Source organism: Enterococcus hulanensis (assembly GCF_005405485.1).
GTDB lineage: Bacteria > Bacillota > Bacilli > Lactobacillales > Enterococcaceae > Enterococcus_A > Enterococcus_A hulanensis.
Map to the genome: position 1 here is coordinate 22,980 of NZ_BJED01000002.1, position 22,493 is coordinate 45,472.

At 40.8% G+C, this 22,493-nt stretch carries 20 protein-coding genes; 17 read left to right on the top strand and 3 right to left on the bottom strand.

Annotated elements, in window-relative coordinates:
• Positions 1 to 53 precede the first annotated feature (53 nt).
• From FFR60_RS02715 to FFR60_RS02735, 5 genes are all read left to right on the top strand, one after another.
• Positions 54 to 557: a YehS family protein gene (locus tag FFR60_RS02715; RefSeq protein WP_137662925.1), complete on the top strand. Its 504-nt coding sequence runs from the start codon at positions 54 to 56 to the stop codon at positions 555 to 557.
• 213 nt (positions 558 to 770) lie between these two features.
• Positions 771 to 3,386, top strand: a complete 2,616-nt coding sequence (ppdK, locus tag FFR60_RS02720; RefSeq protein WP_137662926.1) for a pyruvate, phosphate dikinase — start codon at positions 771 to 773, stop codon at positions 3,384 to 3,386.
• Between the two features lie 627 nt (positions 3,387 to 4,013).
• Complete coding sequence (gene pepV / locus FFR60_RS02725) at positions 4,014 to 5,432, top strand: dipeptidase PepV (protein ID WP_088935380.1); 1,419 nt, start codon at positions 4,014 to 4,016, stop codon at positions 5,430 to 5,432.
• 85 nt (positions 5,433 to 5,517) lie between these two features.
• Positions 5,518 to 7,437 (top strand): OPT/YSL family transporter, encoded by a 1,920-nt coding sequence (locus FFR60_RS02730; RefSeq protein WP_137662927.1) that lies wholly within the window; start codon positions 5,518 to 5,520, stop codon positions 7,435 to 7,437.
• Positions 7,430 to 7,795 carry a PqqD family protein gene (locus tag FFR60_RS02735; protein WP_137662928.1) on the top strand — a complete coding sequence of 122 codons (366 nt, stop codon included), beginning with the start codon at positions 7,430 to 7,432 and terminating at the stop codon, positions 7,793 to 7,795. Before FFR60_RS02730 ends, FFR60_RS02735 begins: the two co-directional genes overlap by 8 nt.
• 42 nt (positions 7,796 to 7,837) lie before the next feature.
• Here FFR60_RS02735 and FFR60_RS02740 read toward each other — a convergent pair whose 3' ends face one another.
• Positions 7,838 to 8,206, bottom strand: a complete 369-nt coding sequence (locus FFR60_RS02740; RefSeq protein WP_088935377.1) for a type II toxin-antitoxin system PemK/MazF family toxin — start codon at positions 8,204 to 8,206, stop codon at positions 7,838 to 7,840.
• Positions 8,206 to 8,427 (bottom strand): type II toxin-antitoxin system PemI/MazE family antitoxin, encoded by a 222-nt coding sequence (mazE, locus tag FFR60_RS02745; protein WP_088935376.1) that lies wholly within the window; start codon positions 8,425 to 8,427, stop codon positions 8,206 to 8,208. Before mazE ends, FFR60_RS02740 begins: the two co-directional genes overlap by 1 nt.
• Before the next feature lie 313 nt (positions 8,428 to 8,740).
• On the opposite strand from mazE, the gene FFR60_RS02750 reads away from it, so the two are divergent.
• From FFR60_RS02750 to FFR60_RS02805, 12 genes are all read left to right on the top strand, one after another.
• Entirely contained in the window at positions 8,741 to 9,421 is a 681-nt protein-coding gene (locus tag FFR60_RS02750; protein ID WP_137662929.1) for a response regulator transcription factor, read from the top strand.
• Between the two features lie 120 nt (positions 9,422 to 9,541).
• Positions 9,542 to 10,186, top strand: a complete 645-nt coding sequence (locus tag FFR60_RS02755) for a CPBP family intramembrane glutamic endopeptidase (RefSeq protein WP_171004849.1) — start codon at positions 9,542 to 9,544, stop codon at positions 10,184 to 10,186.
• Positions 10,187 to 10,251: 65 nt separating this feature from the next.
• The gene (locus tag FFR60_RS02760; protein ID WP_137662931.1) at positions 10,252 to 11,187 is read left to right on the top strand and encodes an ATP-binding cassette domain-containing protein; all 936 of its coding nucleotides are present in this window, start codon (positions 10,252 to 10,254) and stop codon (positions 11,185 to 11,187) included.
• Positions 11,171 to 11,956, top strand: a complete 786-nt coding sequence (locus FFR60_RS02765) for an ABC-2 family transporter permease (RefSeq protein ID WP_137662932.1) — start codon at positions 11,171 to 11,173, stop codon at positions 11,954 to 11,956. Before FFR60_RS02760 ends, FFR60_RS02765 begins: the two co-directional genes overlap by 17 nt.
• A 25-nt stretch (positions 11,957 to 11,981) precedes the next feature.
• Positions 11,982 to 12,887 (top strand): sensor histidine kinase, encoded by a 906-nt coding sequence (locus FFR60_RS02770; protein WP_137662933.1) that lies wholly within the window; start codon positions 11,982 to 11,984, stop codon positions 12,885 to 12,887.
• A 115-nt stretch (positions 12,888 to 13,002) separates the two neighbouring features.
• The gene (locus FFR60_RS02775; RefSeq protein WP_137662934.1) at positions 13,003 to 14,163 is read left to right on the top strand and encodes an MFS transporter; all 1,161 of its coding nucleotides are present in this window, start codon (positions 13,003 to 13,005) and stop codon (positions 14,161 to 14,163) included.
• A gap of 283 nt (positions 14,164 to 14,446) precedes the next feature.
• Positions 14,447 to 16,336 carry a BglG family transcription antiterminator gene (locus FFR60_RS02780; protein WP_137662935.1) on the top strand — a complete coding sequence of 630 codons (1,890 nt, stop codon included), beginning with the start codon at positions 14,447 to 14,449 and terminating at the stop codon, positions 16,334 to 16,336.
• Positions 16,337 to 16,338: 2 nt separating this feature from the next.
• Positions 16,339 to 16,785, top strand: a complete 447-nt coding sequence (locus FFR60_RS02785) for a PTS sugar transporter subunit IIA (RefSeq protein WP_137662936.1) — start codon at positions 16,339 to 16,341, stop codon at positions 16,783 to 16,785.
• 15 nt (positions 16,786 to 16,800) lie between these two features.
• Positions 16,801 to 17,121: a PTS fructose transporter subunit IIB gene (locus FFR60_RS02790; protein ID WP_088935367.1), complete on the top strand. Its 321-nt coding sequence runs from the start codon at positions 16,801 to 16,803 to the stop codon at positions 17,119 to 17,121.
• A 16-nt stretch (positions 17,122 to 17,137) separates the two neighbouring features.
• Positions 17,138 to 18,244, top strand: coding sequence for a PTS fructose transporter subunit IIC (locus FFR60_RS02795; RefSeq protein WP_171004861.1), 1,107 nt, complete (start codon positions 17,138 to 17,140; stop codon positions 18,242 to 18,244).
• Positions 18,232 to 20,832 carry a glycoside hydrolase family 38 N-terminal domain-containing protein gene (locus FFR60_RS02800; protein WP_249354933.1) on the top strand — a complete coding sequence of 867 codons (2,601 nt, stop codon included), beginning with the start codon at positions 18,232 to 18,234 and terminating at the stop codon, positions 20,830 to 20,832. Before FFR60_RS02795 ends, FFR60_RS02800 begins: the two co-directional genes overlap by 13 nt.
• Positions 20,833 to 20,885: 53 nt before the next feature.
• Entirely contained in the window at positions 20,886 to 22,121 is a 1,236-nt protein-coding gene (locus FFR60_RS02805; RefSeq protein WP_137662937.1) for an RbtT/DalT/CsbX family MFS transporter, read from the top strand.
• A 20-nt stretch (positions 22,122 to 22,141) separates the two neighbouring features.
• On the opposite strand, the gene FFR60_RS02810 is transcribed toward FFR60_RS02805, so the two are convergent.
• Positions 22,142 to 22,420, bottom strand: a complete 279-nt coding sequence (locus FFR60_RS02810) for a zinc ribbon domain-containing protein (protein WP_088935363.1) — start codon at positions 22,418 to 22,420, stop codon at positions 22,142 to 22,144.
• Positions 22,421 to 22,493: the final 73 nt, after the last annotated feature.

Below are 22,493 nucleotides of genomic sequence, written 5' to 3' on the forward strand. Positions count from 1 at the left end.
ATGCACTTTTGTGGTATAGTAGGAGCATCAGCGAAGAGCTACGGAGGAAAAAAATGAATAATAATGATATATTGCTGCGATTAAGGTACGCGTTAGATATTAAGGACACCGATATCATCAAGGCTTTTGAATTGGGCGGTCTGGGGGTTTCGCGAGAAGAAGAAAGAGCGATGCTGACTAAGGTACACGATCAGGTATTTGAAGAAGATGACAGCTTTGAAAAAAATGTTTACGAAAAAATGATCAATAATAAACTGCTGGATACCTTTTTGAATGGCTTTATCATCCTAAAACGGGGCGAGCCAAAGAACCCAGTACCACAACCAAAAAATGGTGAAGTTAAACATATCAACAATGTGTTATTGAAGAAGGTAAAGATTGCCTTGGCCTTGACCAGCGACGATATGCTGGATATTTTAGCCAGAGCCGGTGTTTATCCTTCAAAAGGCGAGCTTGGCGCGATCCTGCGTAAAGAAGGGCATCGTAATTTTAAGCCCTGCGGCGATAAATATGCCCGCAACTTTTTAAAAGGCTTAGCTTTGTATTACCGAGATTAGAATCAGCAAGACCAATCTTTTACTCAAGGTTGGTCTTTTTTTTGCCCAAAAACAGAAAGCTTTTACTGTCTATCTTAGATAAATCATCAGTTATCACTTTTAAAACCTCATATATGCGCATAATAAAATTATATAAACATCTTATTGACTTTGTATAATCATCGTATTACACTGGAATCAGGTTAAATAAAATTATTTTAAGAGGAGAAGCGCATGAATCGTTGGGTTTACTTATTTTCAGAAGGATCAAAAGAACAAAAGGATTTATTAGGCGGCAAAGGGGCCAACCTTGCTGAGATGACAAAATTGGGTTTGCCAGTGCCCACCGGATTTACGGTAACCACTGAAGCATGTTTATACTATTTGAACCACGGCAACCAGCTGATCGACGAAATGAAGGATCAAGTGATGGCAGCCGTTGAAAAATTATCCGCTAAAACGGGGAAAAAATTTGGTGATCTAGACAACCCTCTATTAGTATCCGTGCGGAGCGGCTCGAAATTCTCGATGCCGGGAATGATGGATACCGTTTTGAATTTGGGGCTGAATGATCAAACAGTCGCAGCCTTAGCCGAGAACAGTCAGAATGAACGTTTTGCTTATGACTGCTATCGCCGCTTATTGCAGATGTTCGGCAATGTCGTGATGGGGATGGACAATAATGATTTTGAAAATCGCATCACAGCCTTGAAAAAGGTCAATAATTTATCCTTTGATAATGAATTGACGGCTGATCATTGGAAACAAATTGTAAGCGAGTACAAAGAAATTTATCGCAAAAAGCTGCAGCGTGAATTTCCGCAGGACCCGATCGAACAACTATATTTAGCGATCGAAGCGGTCTTCGGCAGCTGGAACAACCAGCGGGCGAAAACTTATCGCCGGTTGCATGACATCAGCGATGATTTGGGAACAGCAGTAAATATTCAGGAGATGGTCTTTGGAAACTTTGGCGAAAGCTCTGGGACCGGCGTTGTGTTCTCACGAAATCCATCATTGGGCGATCCAGGATTATTTGGTGAATATTTGATCAACGCACAGGGTGAAGACGTGGTTGCTGGTGTTCGAACACCAAAACCGATCCAAGTATTAGCAGATGAGCTGCCTGAACAATACCAACAATTAAAAACTATCTGTGAAAACCTAGAAAAGCATTATCATGACATGCAGGACGTTGAATTTACAATCGAGCGGGAAAAATTATTTATCCTGCAAACCCGCAGCGGAAAACGCACATCAAAAGCGGCGTTGACGATCCTGCTAGATTTTTATAAAGAAGGCATCATCGACGAAAAAGAATTGATCGACCGGATCGAAGCGAAGGATTTGGAGGCGGCTCTGCATCCAAACTTCGATGAGAAAGAATTGAAACTGCATGAATCATTCTTATCTGGATTAGCAGCTAGCCCGGGCGCTGCAACAGGAGCGGCATATTTCACTGCCGAAGCAGCGACCGAGGCAAAAGCTCGCGGGGAAAGAGTGGTACTGGTACGAGAAGAAACTTCACCAGAAGATATTGAAGGGATCGCAGTCAGTGAAGCGGTGATTACTAGTCGCGGCGGGATGACTTCTCATGCGGCCGTAGTTGCACGAGGCATGGGGATCTGTTCAGTGGTCGGCTGTGAGCGATTGACGGTATTGGAAGAAAACAAGGCGACAGTCGGAGACAAAGTCATTGAAGAGGGAACGATTCTTTCTGTTGATGGAACCACTGGAAAAATCTACTTTGGCGAAATTCCGATGGAGGAAGTGACCAACACAGTAGCGTTGGATGAGCTTCATGTGATTTGGGATCGCCATGCCCAGATCAAAGTGCGGGCGAACGCGGAGACACCAAATGATATCGAGACTGGGATGGCCCTTGGAGCAGTCGGGATAGGGTTGGCCAGAACAGAGCACATGTTCTTTGAAAAGAGTCGTCTGCTGCAATTCCGTCAATTAATTTTGGCAGATAGCTTGGACGAACGTTTGGAAGTATTGAAGGACTTAAAAGAAGTTCAGAAACAAGACTTCAAATTTATGTATGAGGCAGCACAAGGCAAGGCGACTACGATCCGTTTGCTTGATCCGCCGTTGCATGAATTCTTGCCAAAAGGGGCAGACGAGTGTCGCGAGGTCGCGAAAGAACTAGGCAAGACCTTTAATGAAGTGAAGCGGAAAACGGACAATTTGGCAGAAGTCAATCCGATGTTAGGTTTCCGCGGTCTCCGCTTAGGCGTGGCTTATCCTGAAATTTATCAAATGCAGGCAGAAGCGATCATTGAAGCAGCCTGCGAAGTGACAAAGGAAAATGACTTTACGATTCAGCCTGAGATCATGATTCCATTTACAATTGACGCGCAGGAATTTGCCCGCGTCCGTGCATCGATCGAAGAAGCGATCCAAAAGAGTCTTAAGGAACATAAACAAGCTTTAGATTACCAAATCGGTACGATGATCGAGATCCCAAGAGCCTGCTTTGTCGCTGCCGAGATCGCGAAGCACGCGGACTTCTTCAGTTTTGGGACCAACGACTTGACTCAGATGGCTTTAGGCTTGTCCCGCGATGATTCGCCGCGGATCATTAATCAATATTTGGAAGCCGGTATTTTTGCGGATGATCCATTCCAAGTCTTGGATGAAGCCGGAGTTGGAGCCTTGATGAAATTAGCAATCGAAGGCGGAAGAAGCGTCAATCCGAAGCTGAAGATTGGAATTTGCGGTGAAGCGGCGGCTCATCCGAAGTCAATCGCTTTCTTAAATAACTTGGCGATCGACTATATTTCATGCTCGCCGTTTAGGATTCCGCAGGCGAAAATGACGTTGGCTCAGGCGGCCTTAAAAAAGTAAGCCGCAGCTTGAATAAAAAAACACGTATATGAGTTTTTGATTAAAAATTAGAATGATTTTGAAAAGAGATAGTCTCTAATTGGGCTATCTCTTTTTTGTAATTAACTGGAAAATTCAAAAACTTAAAATTAATGAAAGATAACAAACAAATGAGAAAGAACAACCTTAAATGAATGAAATATAATTTGTAAACGGATACAACCTTCGTTATACTTCTTGTAGGCTTTAAATGTGTCATGTCATTATAAAATAGCCTCTTTTTTTGAACAGCTTGAATAACATGTTTTTTTTAGTGAAAGCTTTATTTTTAATGGAAATCAGCTATTTTCTATTAAATGATAGTTGTTTCACAATGACTTATGAATAAAAATACGGTATAATGCTGATTTGGGAGGTGAAACAAACTGCGGAATTAGGAATCATAGAATAACATTTCCATCATTCATGAGCGGACTTTTCCGTTGATTGTTTTGACGTATTGCACCCATAAAAGGGACCGTAAATTCGTCTTTTGAAGAAAGTTATTCTAAACTGTCAAAATTTGAAACTATATTTAGACATGATCTTTCTAATGAATCTAACAGGTTTAACGACTTGTTATAAAAAAAAGAAAGCAGGGATTAAACAATGACAATTGATTGGCAAAAAGAAGTAGAAGCACGCAAAGACGACTTAATGAAAGACTTAGGCGATCTTATCCGTATCAACAGTATCCGCGACGTGGAACATGGAACAAAAGAAGAACCTCTTGGACCTGGACCAGCTGCCGCATTACGTAAAGTATTAGAATTTGGCGACCGCGATGGTTTCGTTACGAAAAATATCGAAAACGTAGCAGGCCACATCGAATATGGTGACGGAGAAGAAATGTTTGGGCTTTTAGGACACGTGGATGTAGTTCCTGTCGACGATAACTGGGATACAGATCCATTTGAACCAGTGATCAAAGATGGAAAATTATACGCACGTGGGTCAGCCGATGATAAAGGGCCTTCAATCGCTGCTTATTATGCAATGCGAATTATCAAAGATTTAGAATTACCAATTTCTAAAAAAATTCGCTTCATCTTCGGTACTGATGAAGAAAGCGAATGGGTAGGAATCCACCGTTATATGGAAGTGGAAGAAATGCCTAAAGTTGGTTTTTCTCCAGATGCACAATTCCCAATCATCAATGGTGAAAAAGGTATCTTATCTTATGAAGTGACTTTTGCAAACAAAGACAACGCTGAATCTGGCGACTTTGATCTTGTAAGCTTCAAATCAGGTTTACGTACCAACATGGTACCCGGCGATGCAACAGCAGTTCTTAAAGTCAACGACGAAGCAAAAGTCGCTGATGTAAAAGCTGCATTTGATGCATTTGTTGAAAAATCTGACATCAAAGGCGAGTTTGCTGAAAACAACGGCGAAATCACAATTACTGTGATCGGTAAAGGTGCTCACGCACAAGAACCAAAATTCGGCGTGAACTCAGCAACATTCTTAGCAGCATTCTTAGCTGACTATAAACTTGACGGCAATGGTGCTAACTACATTCAAACCATTTCTGAATATATGCACTTAGATTACAACGGTAAGAAAATCAATGCTTACACTAAACACGATGTAATGGGCGAAACAACTTCGTCAGCGAACTTGTTCGACTACAGTGCAGACGGCGACAAAAAAGTTACATTAAATGTTCGTCATCCAGAAGGCATCACAAAAGATATCATCTTAGCCAACATGGAAGAAGTCCTTAAAGATGCAGGCGTTTCAATCGCGATCATTGGTGACGTGAAAACTCCTCATTATGTTCCAGCAAGTGATCCATTAGTGAAAACATTATTGGACGTTTACGAAGAACATACAGGTCTTGAAGGCCACGAAGAATCAATCGGCGGGGGTACTTACGGTCGAATCCTAGAACGTGGTGTCGCATACGGCGCAATGTTCCCAGGTGAAGAAAACGTAATGCACCAACCAAACGAATTTATGCCTATTGATAGCTTGTTCAAAGCAACAGCTATTTATGCTGACGCTATTTATCGCTTAGTTAAATAGTAGGTACTGAGGGACAGGAATCCTGTTTTTTGCAGGGTTCCTCATCTCATTGGGAAATGATAGTAAGGAAGGAATTACAAAGATAATGAAAAAACTCTCAAAAGACGCTTTTGGTGGAGTAGCAGGGAAAGATTATGTCCCGTATGTAGCTGATAAGCCTAAAAAAGCAGGCTCGCCAATCATTATGATTTTAGGTATTTTACTGGCTGCACTTTTTGCTGCATCGACTGCTTATTCAGGTATGAAGGCTGGTTTGACTGTAGCAGCAGGTATTCCAGGTGCAATTATTGGATCAGGGCTAGTCGCTCTATTTGTAAAACCTAGAACCATTTTAGGTAAGAACTTATTGCAATTGATGTCAAGTGGTGGGGAATCTGTAGCCTCTGGTATGATTTTCGTATTGCCGGCCGTAATCTTAGTCGGTGGTAAAGTGAACTTCATCGAAGGTGTTGGTTTAGGTATCGGTGCTGTTTTACTAGGTGTCGGTGTTTTCTCAATCGTTCAAGATTACATGCTTGTAAGTGAACACGGTAAACTGGTTTATCCAGAAGCAATGGCTATTTCTGAAACATTAGTCGCTTCTGATACTGGTGGCGATTCGCTTAAATATATGGGGATCGGTTTTGGTATTGGCGGTGTGCTAACTGCTTTAACTGGTTCTGTATTTGGTATTATGAATAACGTTGTCAGCTATGTAAACGAAAGCTTCTACAAATGGAAATTTGAAACAGAAGTAAACCCATTATTAACGGGTATTGGTTTCATCGTTGGGATGGACGTTTCTGTCTTGATGTTTGCTGGTTCGATCTTAGCGAACTTCGCGATTGCGCCATTACTTGGTTACTTCATGGAAATGGCTAACAGCAATGCCCATGTTTGGGACAATGCTTCTCAATTATTGAGTGCATCAAACTTTGCTGTGATCTCCGGTTCTTATGTTAAATACATCGGAGCTGGTATGATGATCTCTGGTGGATTGATCGGCGCGATCAAATTGATCCCAACAATCATTTCATCAATCTCTGCAACTATGAAGGGCCGTAAAGACGGTGTTGAACAAGAAGGCGGCGGTATGCTGCCATTGATCATCGGCGCTGTTGTTGGTATCGTAATGGGCTTTGTCATCACTGGAAGTGTGGCAATGGCACTTGTGGGCGGCATATTATCAATCATTTTAAGCTTCCTATTCGTTATCGTTGCAGGTCGTTTGACTGGTACAATCGGTACGTCAAACTTGCCAGTATCTGGTATGACGATCGCTTCAATGGTTATCTTGACGCTAGTCTTTGTTATGATGGGCTGGACTTCAGCTGAAAATACACAACAATTATTAATGTTTGGTACATTTATCGTGTTAGCGATCTCTGTAGGTGGTGGTTACTCTCAATCACAAAAAGTTACTTTTGTAATGGGCGGAAACTTCAACGAAGGCCGTCGCTACTTCTTGATCTCTAACATTGTCGGTGTGGTAATCGTTACTGGTATGATGGTAATCTTATCTCCACAATTAGCAATTACTGGATCAAATCCTCCATTCGGTTTGCCGCAAGCGAACTTGATGGCGACATTGACTTCAGGAATTACGTCTGGATCACTTCCATGGCATATGATCATCGCCGGTGTTGCAATGGGTGTTGTTTTACACTTCATGAAAGTGCCGATCATGACCTTTGCGATTGGTTTCTACTTGCCAATTTCTACAACTTCAATCATCTTAGTCGGTGCGTTGATCCGTCAATTGATCGATGTATTGAACAAAAAAGAAACAGAAGAAGTTGCAGAAGAACGTATTACTTTAGGTGTCAGCTTGTCATCTGGTTTGATCGCTGGTGGTTCAATCATTGGTTTGATCGGAATCATTTTACAAGTAACAGGTGTGGTAACTCCTGGAACACCAACAGGCTTCTTAGGATCTAATGGTTCAGCATTCTTGCTGCTTGCGATCTTAGTTGCTGCGATCATTATTCCGCTATTAAGTGTGAAGAAAGTGAAACACAATGACTAAAGAACAGCCAAATGCTGTGAATCCTGAAACGGAAGAGCTGTTAAAACGCGTCTACCGTCTCAAAGAAGATCTGCATTATGAAGTTCGTGACGGCATCGTCTTTGTCATCACGGAACAAAATGCTTGGATCCAACGAGTCTTACGCAAGATTCATTATAAGATCCCAGAAACTACTGAGATGGAGCTGGACAAATACGGCAGCTTTATTCTTCAGCAGGTTGATGGCAAACGGACGGTCAAGGAAATTGGTGAAAACCTCGGCGCAGCCATCGAAGAAGCCAATGATCAATTGTACGATCGTTTGTTGATCTATTTGCATCATTTAGAGAAGAATGAAAAATATATCGAATTAGTCTAAAGAAACCCACTTCAAGCAGTCGCTTGAAGTGGGTTTTTCTTTTTACTCACTTAATAACTCAGAAAAGTTGAAAATCATGCTGACAAGATGTGCAGCTTCTCCTAGTTCAGTCAATGTAGCGGCTTCAACAAATTGTACACCCCGCCGCCGATCAGTATAGTCCAATGTTTTTACTTGTAAAGGGTTGATATACCCGTGTGTTTTGTGGGTTTCATCTAAGGGGATAAAATGATCCTTTTTTGTACTAGTAATTGGACACACAGCGACCATCCCTGTTACAGAATTATAAACATCGGAACTTATTACGAGTGCTGGCCGTTTCTTTTGAATTTCACGACCTACGCTGGGATTGAAATTAATAATGATGATATCCCCTTGTTTGGGTGTATACCCTTTTAAACTGTAGTTCACTAGATCATTTCCTTTCCGACAGGAGCGTCATCAGGGAACTTCGGACCAGCATCAATCGTTTCTCCTTTTGCAAAAGCTTCTTCAAAAATATTGCTTTTTTTCTTAATGAAGGTAATAGAATCATTTTTACCTTTAACTGCAATGTAGTCAATATTTTCTTCTATTCCAAACTTAGTAGGGACAGTTAAAACAATGGCATTTCCTTGACGTCTTGTTTTCATGATAAAAACCTCCATCCTTTTAGTCGCTATCAGTATACCACCTCCATAAAGTGAATACAATGTAATCACTTTATGGAGGTGGTATTACGATTAAAAATATCAAAAGGACTTTAAGAAATGTTCCTTATTTGAAAAAAATTATCGGCTTTGATTTTTGGATTCCCTTGTCCTAGTATGAATGGAGAAATTCAAAGACAATCAAATTAACTGATTATCCTTTGACGGATAGGAAAACAAAAAGACTCTTTTTTTGCGTATTTTTTTCGTGATACACTTAATTTAAGTATGTGTAGAAAAAAGGGGTGGATATTTCTTGCGGAAATTGTTAATCGTAGAAGATGAAAATGAAATAAACAAATTGATCCATGATTTTTTTGAGCTGAAAGGGTACGAGATCAAGCAAGCTTATTCTGGAACAGAGGCACTTTTATTATTTGATCAGTTTCAGTTTGATGCGATTATCCTTGATTTAATGCTTCCGGGTAAGGATGGTGAGGAAGTATTGCGTTTGTTAAAGGCTAAACGCCCCATTCCAGTCATCATTGTCTCAGCCAAGGAACGTGAGATAGCCACGATCACGACCCTCAAGCTAGGTGCGGATGATTACGTAGCCAAGCCGTTCAATCTTGAAGAACTGTATTTACGAACCGAAAAAGCGATTGCGATGTATGGAAAAATGTCCGCGGCTATTCCATCCGCACAGGTTCTGTCCTTTGGTGAGATCGAACTCTCTGAAGCAGAACGAACGGTCAAAATTACTGGTAAAACGATCAACTTAACATCAAAAGAATTTGATATTTTGTCACTGTTGATCAAAGCACCGAACCAGGTGTTTACGAAGGAAAAAATTTTAGAACTCGTTTGGCAGGACGAATTTGAGGTTGATACCAATACGGTTTCTGTGCATGTGAGCAACCTTAGAAAAAAGCTGGGGAAAAGCGCGGGTATCAAGACGATTTGGGGGATCGGCTTTAAGCTGGAGCCGCCTTTATGATTTCTTTATGTTTGGCTTTCAAGCTTCTTTAGGGTTCTTTTTTATACTAATAGATGACATCATTAAATGTGCGTAAAATCTGAAAACTATCAGAGGTTTAGGTATAAGACGGAGGGGAAAATGATGAAATCGAATAAAAAGGTATTAATAGCTGTTGGTCTAACATTTATCTACGGAGTATTTTCTTATTTTTGTATGTCTTTTTTATGGAACAATGATTATCTTATATCTTTAAATGATATTACAGCGAACAATGTTTGGCTGAAGCTTCTGACGGACTCTATTGGAAATTTCCTGTTTGTTCTCTTGATTTTTGGTTTTATGCTGATAAGAGGCAGGTCCTTAAGTGAAGTAGGATTCACATCTAACTCGCGTTTTTTGAGCGTGTCTCTACTGGTGGTTTATCTAGGACTTTTTTTATTACATGGCGATTTCTCAGTAAAGGGGATTTATCGAGCCTTCTTTTTCCTTATTGTTGTTGCATTTGTGGAAGAATTTATCTTCAGAGGTTTTCTATTTACAATAATTGATCGAGAATATGGTTTTTGGAAAGCCGTTATCATTAGCGGATTACTCTTTGGTGCGATGCATGGCTTGCTGCCGACAATCGTAGCAAACGGTTCCTTTATGGATCTGCTTGCCAACATTTTCGACAATTTACTAGGACAGGGAGTTTTTGGCACCTTGATTTTTGCTTATGCGTATAAGCAAAGCGGGACCTTGTTCGTGCCCATATTAATCCATGCGATTCTGGATTATTTATAAGTTGAGTTTAGACGATAAAAAACTTTTACGACATGATAAATAGAAAGAAACGGAGATGAAAATAGATGTCTGAGACAATTGTAGCTATCAATCATTTAAACAAGCTTTATGGAAAGGAGTATGCATTAGCAGATTTTTCTATGAATGTTCAAAGAGGGGATATTTATGGTTTTGTCGGTCAGAATGGTTCCGGTAAAACAACGACGATGAAGTACATTCTTTCGTTAATTGAAGGAAACTCTGGTACTTTGGAGCTCTTTGGTAAAAACACTCCGGCTGATTTAGCTAACTACAGAGAGCGGATCGGTTCATTGATCGAAAGCCCTTCTTTTTATCCTTATTTATCAGCCCATGAAAATCTGGCTTACTATGCTAAGTTTAAAGGGATCACGGATAAAGAAATCGTCGGGCAGCTGCTTGAAAAAATCGGCTTAGACGATGCCGGGAGGAAGAAGTTTAAGAATTTTTCGTTAGGAATGAAGCAGCGCTTAGCTTTAGGCTTAGCTATCATGAATAATCCTGATCTGCTGATTTTAGATGAGCCTTTCAATGGACTTGATCCGCAAGGACTAGCGGAATTTCGTAAAATTTTATTGAAGTTGAATCACGAATCCAATGTAACAATCCTCATTTCCAGTCACATCCTAGATGAGCTGTCTCATATTGCAACGACTTACGGCTTTATTCATCAAGGAAAAATGATTGAGGAAATATCGGAACCTGCTTTACAGAAAAAATGCGGCAAATATTTATTGTTGAAAGTCGATGATACAAAAAAAGCTTCCTTTGTATTGGAACAGACGATTCATACTGAAAATTATCAAATTCTGGACGATCAGCGGATTCGCTTGTTTGATTGCATCAATGAAAGCCAGCGGGTGATATCAGCGCTGGTCAAAAACGGAGTCGAAGTCAAAGAGGTCGAGCGTAAAGGCTTGTCGTTGGAATCCTACTATTTAAATTTGACTGAGGGAGGAAACCAAAATGTTAAACATTCTTAAAGCAGATTTTTACCGTCTCAGAAAAAGTAAAATCTGGTTAGGTATTCTACTTGGTTGGATAATTTTCTTGCTTTTGGGAAACCTGACTGCCTTGGCTTCAGGAGGACACGGAACGCTAACGCTCGTTTCTGATATGAGAAACACAAATGCGATGTCATTTGCGCCAAATGGTTCAGGGATTATGGCGCAGCAATTGAGAGTCTCAAATTTTCTCTTTTACTTTTTGATTCCAGTTGTTCTGTTTAGCTTTATTTCGGATTTTAAGTGGGGAACGATTAAAAATAGTGTGCCCTTTAAGTATTCACGACCCCAACTTTATTTGGCTAAATTTATTTTCTGCTCGATTTTGGCTTGTCTGATGCCGCTTCTGTATTGTCTCGTAGGGTTATTGATGAATCAGATTTTTCACGGTTTTTCCGGCAGTTTTTACTTCAATGATTTTATCATGATGTTGAAAATCATTGGTCTTCAAGCTCCGATGTATATGGGATTCGTTGGCGTTATGCTGTTGTTGGGGATTCTGTTACAGAGCAGTTCAGCGGTGACTGCGATTGTATTTTCTTACCAGACGATTATTTTTTTCGTCGGTGCATTTGTTCAAAGTGAACGATTTGCTGATTTTGAACCAATCACCTGTTTGAATTATGTAGCACACATCCATCTGCTGACAAATGCAGATATATTCAGAACGATCATCATCGGCTTATCAATGACGGTTCTTTCGCTGATTTTGGGTTATACAGTTTTTCGGAAAAAAGAGATTCGCTAATTAAGAGAAAACGGAGTTGAGGGCAATGGGCATTTTGGTAATCATATTGATTGCGATCATCCTTTTTTTAGCTGGCTACCTTTTTCTAATGAAAAATGAGCTGAGAAATATTTATCAGCAGCTGGAACTGATTCAGGACAATGACACAAACAAGCTGCTGCTATCAGAATTTCAAGAGCCTGACCTAGTGAAGCTGATCGATGAAATGAATCAGTTCATTCACTGGAAGAAAATGCTGGAGCAGCAAACCAATCGGAAAAATAAAGAGTTGCAGGAGCTTGTTTTGAACATGTCGCATGACCTGAGAACGCCCTTGACCTCGATTCATGGCTATATCCAAATGTTGAGTTTGAAGGATCTGCCAGATAAAAAGCAGTCGGAATACTTAACGATCGTTGATCGAAAAATCGAAGTACTGAATGAGCGGATCAACAGTTTCTTTGAATTATCTAAACTGGATTCGAAGGATTATCAATTAACGTTGGGACTATTAAATATCCATACGATCTTAGCTGAAACCTTGGCCTTTTATTATCCTGACTTTGAAAAAAATCATATTGAACTTGACGTGACTTTAGAACAAGATCTGCTAGTTTTAGCTAATCATACCGCGGTTGAACATATTTTTCAGAATTTGCTGGATAACCTGTTGAAGCACAAGACCCGCAGTGCCTCGATCCATAGCTATATTAAAAATGAGCGGGCATATATTACGTTTTCTAATCAAACAACGGATTTTGATGCAGCGAATCTGCCTCATTTGTTTGATAAGTTCGCCTTTTTTTCTCAAGACAGCAACAGTATGAGCAGCGGGTTAGGCTTGACGATTGTAAAAGAACTGGTGGAGAAAATGAACGGGACGATCGAGGGAAGCTATCAGGATGAGTGTTTAGTGATTACCATGAGCTTTCAAAGTGAGCATGTGGAATAGATTTTCACGGGATGTAATGAATCCTTTTTTCTGTAAAAGACTATTTAAAAAAATTGATCCTCCTGTACAATAAGATTGTGTCTCTTTGAAAAGAGTCAGAAGAGAGAGGGAGTCAATGAAGAAAAGTGTCTTGTTTTTAGGGTTGATTTATTTAATATTTATTAGTTTAGGATTGCCGGATACGATTTTGGGAGTCGCTTGGCCTAGTATGAATGGAGAATTTCAAGTTGCCGCCAGTTCTGCTGGGATCGTCGCGATGGTGATCTCGATGGGAACGATTTTTTCTAGCTTTCAAACCAATCGAATGATTCAAAAGATTGGTGTTGGTAATTTGATCGTGTGCAGCATTTTTTTCACGGTGATTGGACTTTGTGGATTTTCGATCTCGCAAAATTTCTTCTTTTTGATTATCAGTGCGCTCCCGCTGGGCTTGGGTGCCGGTGCGATCGATACGGCAGTCAATGACTATGTCGCCTTGCACTATAAAGCTCATCATATGAATTGGCTGCATGGATTTTGGGGGATAGGGGCAACGATGGGGCCGATTATTATGGGCTTTTATTTGAAGAATCAAAATTGGCGGGGCGGTTATCTTATTTTAGCCTGTCTGCAATTTATTCTAGTAGTAATCGTCTTTTTCTCTCGAAAACAGTGGAAGCAGCCGCGGGAAATTCCCCATGCTAGTGAGATGCAGGATTCCATGCTTACTTTGATTAAGCGTCCAGGCATCATTTTTTCTTTGATCTGCTTTATTTTTTATGTGGGGATCGAAGCATGTATGGGATTGTGGGGCAGCAGCTTTTTAGTTAAAGTGAAGGATATTCCAGTAGCGACAGCCGCATTTATGACTTCAGGCTATTATGCGAGTTTGACTGTCGGCCGTTTGGCAGCCGGTTTTTTCACTTTTTTCTTATCGAGTAGAAAAATATTGTATTTGAGTGAGCTGCTGTTGATAGGAGGAGTCGTCGTTCTATTTTTAGGCAGCGGAAATTTCGCTGCCGTCGGGTTTATTTTTACTGGATTAGGCTCGGCCGCGATTTTTCCAACCATGCTGCATGAAACTCCGGAACGATTCGGCACTAAAGATTCTGCACGAATCATGAGCCTGCAGCTGGCGTTAGCTTATACTGGAACGACTTGTTTGCCGCCTGTCTTGGGTTTTCTAGCAGAACGCTTTACCTTGGTGATTTTTCCTTACTTATTGTTTTTATTCGGTTGTATTTTATTGGTTTCAACGATAACTTTGGAGAAGAAAGTAAAGCGGCACCAAGCTTAGCAAATTTTTTTCTTTAAAAATAGGGAAGACTGTTTCTGATCGTTTATCTAATATAAACGATTGGGGGCAGTTTTTTTGCGAAGAACATTGATTTGTTTTAGCAGCAACCAATGGTAAAGTAAAAAGTGCTTTAGGCAGGCATCATAAAATGGAATAGTATAATTTTTTCTCCGAAAGCAAAGCAGCACCAACTTTTTACCGGATTGATTAGGGAAAAAGACAACGTTTTCTTAAAAACGCTTTCGGGCTATGATTAATTCAAGAAAGGGAATGGGTGGATTCAATGGATAAACGAGACTATGAAGTGTTCGACATATTATTGAAAAGTAATCGGCTGACGATCACTCAAATTTCTAAACACATGCAGTTATCCAATAAAACCGTTTCAAAGTCATTAGATAAAATTGAAGAATTTTTGGAAGGAAGTGAGCTGTCACTTAGTCGAAAACCTAAAATCGGGGTTTCGATCATAGGAGATAAAACGACATTCAATCGATTATACACTCATCCAACCGAACAAAAGGTTCCGAGTACAAAAGAAGAGCGCGTCCAATATTTGTGCTTCAATATCTTAAATAATCAAGGCTATTTTACTTTGGCGCAGTTATCAGACGCATTGTTTGTCAGTAAGACTACCTTAGAAAAGGACATGATTCAGGTTTATGAGATTTTCGACCATTTTCATCTAGCGATCGAAAAGATTCCCGGCAAAGGCTCCTTTTTAAATATTATGGAGTATGAGCGGAGAAGAGTGGCACTGGATTTGATTCATTACTTTTGGGGACAAAACTGGCAGATCATTAATCAAGATGGGCAATTTCTCCATTTAATAGAAGGAATTCCTAAATTTGCTCAGGTTTTTGTTAATGTGGATTATTTGAAACAGATCAATCTGATTCTTCAAGACTTTACTTCTTCAAACAAAATAAAGATGAGTGATTTGAATTATCAATCGTTGATTCTGCATTTGCTGATTACTGTGGAGCGGATCAAAGACAATCAATTGATTGGCGAGCTGCAAGCGCCAGACCGCCAAGCTAACCCATTACTAGAATCCTTGATCCTCGATTTGGAAAAGACCTTTGATATTCAAATACCGGAAATTGAAATCGGCTACATTCAAATATATTTTGATCAGCTGAATCAGGTGTCAACGAATGAAGCGGCAACGGAAGAACGGATCATCAGTGAGATGATTTTTGAATATACCTTGCTGGACGATCCAACGGCTGTAAATGCACTAGCTCGACATATCAAATTTGCTTTAGAGCGAATTTTGAATAAACTGCCGGTCAATAATCCTTATACAAGGGATATAAAAAAGAATTTTCCACTTTCTTTTGATGAGGCTCTTACGCTAAAAAGAAAATTGGAAAAGCAATATAACCTGTTTATCCCAGAGGATGAGGTTGCCTACATGGCAGTCCATTTGCAGGCCTATAGAGAGCAGTTGAGAACAGCGGAAACGAAAGTCGAGGTTTTGCTTGTCTGCAGCAGCGGGAAAGGGACTTCGCAATTATTAGCGGCACGGATCAAACGATCATTTCCTGAAATAAGTATTAATCGAATCCTCTCGGTCCAAGAATTGTATCAGGCGAAAATTACTGAAGATTTGGTTCTTTCCACTGTGAATATTTCTTTGCCGGCAGAAAATTTATTAATCGTTTCACCTATCTTGAGTCAGGTGGATCGCCAACAGATTCAACATTATCTGCAGGAGGGACAAAAGGAGCGGCTCAGAAACTTTGAGTTTAGTCGTTTGATCAAAAAAGAGCTGATTTTCCTAGACCAAGCGTATCAAACGCTGGAGGAAGCTATCTCGTTTATGGGCGAAGAGCTGATCAAAAAGGGCTACGGCAAAGCGGGCATTATCGAGAGTGCGAAAGAGCGGGAACATTTTTCTTACACGTCTTTTGATAAATTTGCGACACCGCATGCCAACCCTCGTTATGTCAAAAAATCAGCCATCTGTTTTTTACGGCTGAAAAATGAAATTCCATGGGGAAGCACCCAAGTACGATTTGTTTTCTTCTTGTGTGTAAAGGATGAAGATCCGCAGCAATTAGAAAAAATCTTTGATTCGCTGTTAACGATTATCGATGAAAATGAAAAAGGCTACTTGTTAAAAGGTGATGCACAACAAATTTTAGATTACTTGAAAGAAGGCTTATAGGAATGAAAGTTTTAGAGGTTTTGCATACAGATAGGGTCGATTTGGCGTTAGAGGCTAAATCAAAAGAAGAAACGATCAAAAAAATGGCGTCATTATTCGCAAAAGGGGCTCTTTTAACTGATGAGCAGGCTTTCGTTTCGGCCGTTTTAGAAAGAGAAGTTCATTCCACGACGGGTGTGGGAAATGGAATCGCAATTCCTCATGGAAAATCGACAGCAGTAAAAGAACCCGCGATCGCCTTTGCCAGATTAACCGAAGAGGTCGAATGGCAATCTTTGGATGAGAAACCAGTCTCACTGGTCGTTATGTTAGCCATCCCTGATAGTGAACAAGGCAATACCCATTTATCAATTTTGTCTGAGATCGCTATCAAATTGATGGATGATGAGGTCATTACAAAATTAAATGAAGCAAAAAATGCAGCGGAAATCGTTGAAATTTTAGGATAACAGGAGGAAAAAAAGATGAAAAGAAAAATTATTGCAGTAACAGCTTGTGCGACTGGGATCGCCCATACCTTTATGGCGGCTCAAGCCTTGAAGAAAGAAGCAAAAGCAAAGGGCTACTTATTGAAAGTGGAGACCCAAGGCGCAACAGGAATTGATGGTGCGTTAACGGAGAAAGATTGCCAAATTGGCGAAGTCGTCATTTTCGCTGTTGATACAAAGGTACGAGATGAGGAACGCTTCGCAGGCAAGAAAATCTTGAAGGTTCCGGTTGCGGCACCAATCAAGGACGCAGAAAAGGTAATCAACGATGCTTTGGCCCTAGTAGATAATAATTAATCGGGAGGAAAAAATGATGAAAAGTGTATTATCAGAAATCAAAAATCACGTGTTGACAGGTATTAGCTACATGATTCCTTTAGTCATCGCAGGAGCAGTTATTATGGCGATCTCCCGCGTTGGCGGTTCCATCTATGGCTTGACTGATATTTGGGATGCAAAGTATGCGGAAAGTGCAAACGGCATCATTCGTCTGCTTCATAGTATCGATGGCTTTGGGGGGACAGCTTTAGGTTTGATGTTTCCTGTGATTGCAGCCTTTATTGCGTATTCTGTTGTTGATAAATTAGGGATCGTTCCGGGGCTAGTCGGCGGCATGCTGGTAAAAGATATTAATGCAGGCTTTTTGGGTGCGATCGCAGCAGGTTTGATTGCTGGATATATCTGTCTATGGATTCGTAATCATGTGAAATTGCCGCAATCAATGGCTTCAATCGTTCCGGTATTTTTGATCCCTGTGTTAGGGACGTTATCCACTGTTCTTATTATTAATTATATTATTGGTGTTCCCTTTGCGGCCTTGAATATTGGCTTAGAAAATTGGTTGAACAGCTTAAGCGGGGGCAATCAAATTATCATGGCGGCTGTAGTCGGCGCAATGGTCGGCTTCGACTTGGGCGGACCAGTTAATAAAGCGGCGGTAACGACGGCAATGGCTTTATTGACTAGTCAAGTGTACGCACCGAATACTGCGGCACAAGTAGCGATCATTATTCCTCCGATCGGTCTTGGGTTAGCCACTGTATTTGCGAAGAAAAAATACAATACTGAATTACGTGAAGCCGGAAAATCAGCAATTATCATGGGCTTGGTCGGTGTCAGCGAAGGAGCGATTCCGTTTGCGGTTGAAAGTCCTTTAAAAGTTATTCCTTCAACGGTGATTGGCTCAGCTATTGGTTCGGCGATGGCAGTTGGTTTAGGTGCGGTCAATCAAGCACCGATCAGCGGATTTTATGGCTGGTTTACTGTTGAAAAATGGCCGATCTATGTCTTATCGATTGCCACAGGCTCATTATTTGTAGCCATTTCAAGTGTTTTATTACGTAAAAAGGATGCCGGGATCGAAGTTGCCTCAGTCGAGGAAGAAGATTACAGTTTCGATGAGGCAGAGTGGGAGAATTAATGACAAACGTTCATATTGTAAATCATACACATTGGGATCGAGAGTGGTATTTTACCTCAATGGATGCCTTGGTTTTAAGTGATCAATTGTTTTCGGACGCGATCGAGGAGTTGAAGCAGCATCCAGAGGCCAGCTTTGTTTTGGATGGACAACTATCCATTTTGGATGACTACCTGCAACTGTATCCCGAAAAATTAGCAGACGTAAAAAAACTTGTGGCCAATAAGCAGCTGTTTATTGGTCCCTGGTACACTCAATCAGATGCCTTTTTCGCTTCCGGTGAAGCTGTTTTGAGAAATGCCATGATCGGGATTTTTGAAAGCAAGAAATATGGAGACTATTTACCGATTGGCTATTTACCGGATACTTTTGGGTTTAACGCGCAGATTCCAGTGATTTTAAAAGAAGCTAGGTTGGATAGTGTCATTATGTGGCGTGGGCTGCATTTGAATAAGCATGTCCAATCGCCTTATTTTAAATGGCGAGGCTTGAATGGTAAAGCAGAAGTGACCGCGTTGAATTTACCGCAGGGATATGGAACGGGCATGTTATTAGAACCGACGACAGAATATGTCGATGGGCGCCTTGATCCAGCGGTAGATTTTATCAAGCAATACACTGATGGTGACGTGTTGATTCCTTCTGGAAATGATCAGTTGGCTATCATCCATGATTTTGCAAATAAAATTGACGCGATCAATCAATTAGGCAAATACGATTATCAAGTCAGCACCTACCAAGATTTCTTAGCCTATGTGAAGGAGCAATCGCTGGAGGTATATCAAGGCGAGCTTCGGGAGCCCGTGCTGGCACGTGTGCATAAGACGATCGGCTCGGTTCGGATGGATTTGAAGCAGGCGATGTTCCATTTAGAAGATCAGCTGGTTCAGCGAACAGAACCACTAATGGTCTTAGCTGATCAGATCGGTATCAAGTTAAGCAATCGCTTGGTTATGCAGGCTTGGAAAAAATTATTAGAATCGCAGGCCCATGACAGTTTGGCGGGCTGTGTTTCGGATAGCGTTGCGGAAGATATCAAGCATCGCTTAAAAGAAGCACAGGAAATTTGCGACAGCATCGAAAATACGATCATGAAGCAATTAGCGGATTTCTTGAAGTTGCAGACAAATGAAGTGTTAGTCGTAAATCCTTCGCCTAAAGAGTTCACTGGGACGAAAACAGTAACAGTTCTATCGCCCACGTCCAATGTTCATTTCAATGGAGCAGCGTCAACGGTAGTTAAAGCAGAATATGTGGAAAGTCGGGAAAATATTCTAGAAGAGACACCCGCGGGCAATCAATACATTACAGAACCCGGATACTACATTTTGACGATCGAATTAACTTGTGAGCTGCCGGGCTTGGGCTACAAGGTCTTTTCTTTTGAGGAAAGTACAGAAGCCGTACCGCAAAAAAGAATCGCAGAACAGAAAATCGGCGGCAAAACTCTATCTGTCACTTATTCGGCAGGCAAAGTTAGTTTGGAATATCAAGGGAAGACATTTTCTGATTTTCTGTCATTGACTGACGAAGGCAATGCAGGGGACACGTATGATTTTTCTCCTCTTGAAGGCAAGACCGCGGAGTTGTTGACATTCGATGATTGTGAATGCTGGAAAGAAGAGAAACAAGAAAAAATGATCTTGCGCGGGCAACGGCAGCTGCCAAAAACTTTAGCTGATCGAAAAGCAGATAAGTATAATCAGGCGTTTGCATACCAGTTGATTTTGACTATCAACGAACAGGACGAGCTTAAAGGAGAAGTCAGCTTCGAAAATTCACTCTTGAATCATCGTGTTCGGCTGCAAATCAAAAACAATCAAGCATTCGGCCAAATACTCGCAGGGCTTCCATTTGGTTTGATTCCTCGTGAAAACAATTCTTTAGTCGATTGGGACAAAACGTATTCAGAGATGCCGGTCAATGTGGAGCCTTTTGAAAAAGTCCTCAGCGGTGTTTCTCAAGATCAGCGTCTGTCACTTTTTACACAGGACAGCAAAGAATACGAATACCAAGAAGATAAATTATGGATTACGCTGCTAGCGACTACGGATAGTCTCGGAAAACCGGATTTATTGTATCGTCCGGGACGTGCTTCAGGAGATACGACTAAAAAAGGTCATGTGATGATGGATACGCCGCTGGCTCAGCAATTCGGCCAAACAATTTCCTTCAGCTTTACATTGCGGATCGATGAGCCAACAGTTTCTGAAGCAGCTTTGCATCATTGGCGTGAAAGTCTGCTGCAGCCATCAATTGCTTATCAAAAACAGGCCTTGAATTATTTTGTTCATCGGATCGATAATAAAATTCAATCATTTGAGCAGCCTTTAACAGTGGTAGGCAATGAACACAGTGTCCTTGATTTCGGAAAAAATGAAGTTTTCATCAGTAGTCTTCATCGTTCCTACTATACTGAAACAGCCTTCGTGGTTCGTTTTGAGAATCCGACGAATGAAGCGCAGGAATTACCAATCGCTGAGTTGTTCAAAGAAAAAACGGTTGAACAAATCAATGCGATAGAAGAAACGCAGCCGTTCACCACGTCGATCGAACCATACAGTGTTTTGACCTTTTTAATCAAGTAGACTACGAGCTGAGATGATTGCGGTCATCTCGGCTTTTTATAAAGGAAGAGAAGATGAAAAATATTATTGTAAATAAAACAGGTATAGCAGAGGAGTTGTTTTGGGGATACGTTGGGTTGATTTTTTTTATGCTGGGAGCAACCATCGAGACGAGCTGGTTTTCATCCTATCTAACAACGATTGGTTTTCAAGTAAAGGTCGTTTCTTTATTATTTAGCTTCTATGGTATTTTTGTGGCCTTTTTTTCATGGATCACTAGTTTTTTAGTGAATCGATTTTCTATTAAAAAAGTAATGCTTGTCAGTCTGCTGCTGGCGCTTTTCAGTACAGGCATTTTATTGTTTGGTTTAACGACAAAGCAGGTGTGGCTGATCTTTTTAGGCTATATGCTTCGCGGAACGGTCTATCCTTTATTTGCCTATTCTTTCTTAGTTGCGGTCACTATTCAGACACCGGCGAAAAAATTAGGACGGGGAACTTCGTGGTTTTGGCTGTGTTTCAACCTAGGGATGACGATTATTGGACCAGTATTTGCGACACGCTTGTTAAAACTATTTGATCCATTTTTTGTTTTTATTGCTGGAGCTGGGTTGATTTTGATTGGCGGTGTGATAACAGTAGCGCGTTGTGAAATTCGACGGACGAAAGATACTCCTGCCACTGTTTGGACTGAGATGAAGGAGGGGATACAGATCCTTTTTCAATTTCCTCGATTATCGATCGGTCTGCTAGTGAAGGGGATCAATAATATCGGGCAATTTGGTTTTGTGATCATGATGCCGATCTTTTTGCTGCAGCATCAATTTACGCTGGTTCAATGGACAAGCGCGTGGGCGATCTGTTACGTAGTCAACTCATTTGCCGGCATCTTCTTTGGCAGCCTAGGTGATAAATACGGCTGGCGAAAGATCGTTACTCTGTTTTCAGGCACGATTACAGGGCTATCATGTTTATTATTGATTATCGTAATCAATTACTTTCCAGGCAATTTCATCTTGCTGCTGTTAGCGTTTATCGTTTTTGCGATCGGTATCGCGGCATTTACTCCGTTGTCCGCTCTAATTCCTTCGATGGTTCCCGACAATAAGGTAGCAGCAGTGTCTGTTTTGAATCTGGGTTCTGGCTTGAGCAATTTTTTTGGCCCCATCCTAGTGACATTGCTGTTTCAGCAATATGGCGGGAATTTTACGTTGATCGTGTTTGCTGTTTTATATTTTGCTGGCAGTCTGTTAAGTACGCAACTTAAAACACCAGCTGACGAAACCTCTAAAGAAATCGAATCGGTATAATAAAAAAGTCGCCGTATTTTTTACGACGACTTTTTCCAACGCTTCAAATCTGGGAAGAAGCTATTCATAAATTCCAAGGTTTCCTCTTCGGTTTTTCCTTGTTCTTCTAAAATACCGGACTCTTTCATGTGCTGCAGGCTGATAGTGATCATGTCTTCCATCGTGCAATCATCCACGAACGCTCCGTGCTTGTAGCAATATAGACAATACTCGCTATTTTGAGAGCCGTCGTGTTCGGTCCCATGCGTACCTTTAGTAAGTGGCATGCCGCAACTCTGGCAATAAGTCATTTCATCCATAAATATCTCCCCTTTTTTTTCTATTAATGAACTAGTTTTTTTATAGATTATCTCAAAGTACTCGCTCGATTTT